The organism is Hydrogenophaga sp. 70-12 (assembly GCF_001897365.1).
In the GTDB taxonomy this organism is placed as follows: Bacteria; Pseudomonadota; Gammaproteobacteria; order Burkholderiales; family Burkholderiaceae_C; genus Hydrogenophaga; species Hydrogenophaga borbori.
In genome coordinates this window covers 1-1880 of the sequence record NZ_MKSS01000241.1, presented here as the reverse complement: position 1 = coordinate 1880, position 1880 = coordinate 1, and the positions used below count along the sequence as shown (strand labels likewise).

At 72.2% G+C, this 1880-nt stretch carries 2 protein-coding genes and 1 pseudogene; all 3 read right to left on the bottom strand.

What is annotated here, in order from left to right:
• Positions 1-894: sensor histidine kinase (locus tag BGO22_RS13815; RefSeq protein ID WP_286851332.1), on the bottom strand; the 894-nt coding region annotated here is incomplete at its 3' end.
• Positions 895-998: 104 nt separating this feature from the next.
• Entirely contained in the window at positions 999-1667 is a 669-nt protein-coding gene (locus tag BGO22_RS13810; RefSeq protein WP_070399738.1) for a response regulator, read from the bottom strand.
• 59 nt (positions 1668-1726) lie between these two features.
• A pseudogene (locus BGO22_RS13805) lies at positions 1727-1880 on the bottom strand (MarR family transcriptional regulator); the annotation flags it as partial.

Below are 1880 nucleotides of genomic sequence, written 5' to 3'. Positions count from 1 at the left end.
GCGCGCGCTCGGCAGGGTGCGGCCGGTGGTCTCGGCGCGTGCCAGCGCCAGCAGCTGGTTCACGGTGTGCGTGGCGCGGGCGCTGGCGCGCGCGATCTGCTGCAGCGAGCCGCGCAGGCCGGCCGGGTCGGACTCGCGCTGCGCCAACTCGGCCTGCATGCGCAGGCCAGCCAGCGGCGTCTTGAGCTGGTGCGCGGCGTCGGCCAGGAAGCGGCGCTGCGTGGTCAGCGAGGCCTTCAGTCGCGCCAGCAGGTCGTTGATCGAGGACACCAGGGGGGCCACCTCCTGCGGGATGTCGGCCTCCTCGATCGGGCTCAGGTCGTCCGGGCGGCGCGCGCGGATGCGCTGCTCCAGGTCCGACAGCGGGCGGATGCCGCGCACCAGCGCCAGCCAGACCAGCAGCACCGCCAGCGGCAGGATGACGAACTGCGGGACCATCACGCCCTTGATGATCTCGTTGGCCAGCGTGGAGCGCCGGCCCGTGGTTTCGGCGACCTGCAGCAGCACCGGCTGCCGCGGGTCGGGCCGCGCGAGCCAGGTATAGGCCACGCGCACCGCATCGCCGCGCAGCACGTCGTCGCGCTGGCGCACGCGCCCGGCCTCGGGCGCCTCGTCGGGGGGCGGTGCGGGCAGCTCGACCTCGCCGCTGACGAACTGGCCATGCCCGTCGACGAGCTGGAAGTACACCAGGTCGGAGTCATCGGCGCGCAGCAGGTCGCGCGTTTGCGGGTCGAGCGCGAAGCGCAGCGCGCCGTTCTCCACCACCACCAGCTGCGCCAGCGCCTGCAGGTTGTATTCGAGCGCGCGGTCGAAGGGCTTGTTGGCGATGCCCTGCGCCACCACCCAGGTGAGCGCGAGCGACAGCGGCCACAGCAGCAGCAGCGGCGTGAGCATCCAGTCCAGGATCTCGCCGAACAGGCTGCGCTGCTCGCGCTGGAACAGGCCGAAGGAGATGGGGGTGGTCTGGCGCGCCGTGCCGTCGTCCGGCGCGGGCTGGCTCACACCTTCTCCAGGCAGTAGCCGAGGCCACGCACGGTGGCGATGCGGATCGGGCCCTTCTCGATCTTCTTGCGCAGGCGGTGGATGTAGACCTCGATCGCGTTGGTGCTGACTTCTTCGCCCCATTCGCACAGGCGCTCGACCAGTTGGTCTTTGCTGACCAGGCGGCCCGCGCGCTGCAGCAGCACCTCCAGCAGGCCCAGCTCGCGCGCCGACAGCTCGATCGGCTTGCCGTCGATGGTGGCCACGCGGCCGGCCTGGTCGTACTCCAGCGGGCCGTGGCGGATGAAGTTGGTGCTGCCGCCCATGCCGCGGCGGGTGAGGGCGCGCACGCGCGCCTCCAGCTCCTGCAGCGAGAAGGGCTTGGCCATGTAGTCGTCGGCGCCGAAATCCAGGCCCTTGACGCGCTCTTCCACGCTGTCGGCCGCGGTGAGGATCAACACCGGCATGGCCGAGCCGCGCGAGCGCAGCCGCTTGAGCACCTCGAGACCGTGCAGCCGCGGCAGGCCCAGGTCGAGGATGAGCAGGTCGAACTCGTTGTTGGTCATCAGGGCCGCGTCGGCCTCGGTGCCGCTGGCCACGTGATCGACCGCCGCGCCGGCCGCGCGCAGGCTGCGCAGCAGGCCGTCGGCCAGGACGTGGTCATCCTCCGCGATCAGGATGCGCATGGCTTGTCTCCTCAGGTCGTCGGGCATTGTAGGGACGGCGCCGCGCCCCGAGCGGCGCTTCAGGCCTGCGCATAGGCTTCCAGGCCGATCGCCACCACCGTGGCCACCTCCTGGCCCACCTGGGCGGCGAACTCGGCCTCGGCCTGGGCGACGGCGCGGCGGAAGGCGTCCAGCCAGAGCAGGCCGTCGGGCGTGAAGACGATGCGGCGCGCG

Excerpts from the sequence above, each read along its gene's own strand:
- BGO22_RS13810 (WP_070399738.1), bottom strand. The coding sequence starts at position 1,667 with ATGCGCATCCTGATCGCGGAGGATGACCACGTCCTGGCCGACGGCCTG.